Source organism: Microbulbifer epialgicus (assembly GCF_041447265.1).
Classification (GTDB): domain Bacteria; phylum Pseudomonadota; class Gammaproteobacteria; order Pseudomonadales; family Cellvibrionaceae; genus Microbulbifer; species Microbulbifer epialgicus.
Genome location: NZ_JBGMEK010000283.1, coordinates 1 through 611, shown reverse-complemented (window position 1 = coordinate 611; position 611 = coordinate 1). Strand labels below are relative to the sequence as shown.

The following is a 611-nucleotide window of genomic DNA, read 5'->3' as shown; positions in this document are numbered from 1 at the left end:
GGCGCAAGGGGATGGGCTGGCAAAACGGGCAATGCAGTTTTATAAGAAGCTCTATCGGGTTGAGAGGAAGGCCAAAGAGAATCAGCTGACCGCAAAGCAGCGACACAATTTGCGACAAGAGGAGTCCAGGCCGATTATGACCGCCTTTAAATACTGGCTGGATGAGCACCATCCGCAAGTGCTACCTAAATCCCCGCTGGGCAAGGCAATGAATTACTGCCTGAAATATTGGAATGGGCTATGTGCATTCCTCAGCGATGGTCGGTTGGAAATCGACAACAATTTGACTGAACAGGAAATCAAGTGTAGTAGTTCAGACTTGATCTGACAGTTACCGGTTTTTCAGAAGGTGCTTTGTCAGGTCAAATTCAGTTTACGAGTTTTTCCTTCCAGATGCTTTTTCCATCTTCAAGTGTTGCCATCGGAGTGCGGCCACAACACTTTTTACCCTGATGGGTACGGTCATTATTGTAATATGTGAGCCATTCGTCCAGATCCTTTTGTAACTCTTCTATTGATCCATAGATCTTCCGGCGTAATGAAGGCTGGTAGAACTCTTGTAGAATGGTTTTATGGAAGCGCTCACAGATGCCGTTGGTTTGTGGATGCCT

General features: G+C 46.5%; 2 protein-coding genes. One reads left to right on the top strand and one right to left on the bottom strand.

Annotation, left to right across the window (positions count from 1 at the left end; genetic code table 11):
* The coding region (locus tag ACCI49_RS25030) for an IS66 family transposase (RefSeq protein ID WP_371841977.1) at positions 1–328 on the top strand (328 nt) is incomplete at its 5' end.
* A gap of 40 nt (positions 329–368) precedes the next feature.
* On the opposite strand, the gene ACCI49_RS25025 is transcribed toward ACCI49_RS25030, so the two are convergent.
* Positions 369–611: integrase core domain-containing protein (locus ACCI49_RS25025; protein ID WP_371840492.1), on the bottom strand; the 243-nt coding region annotated here is incomplete at its 5' end.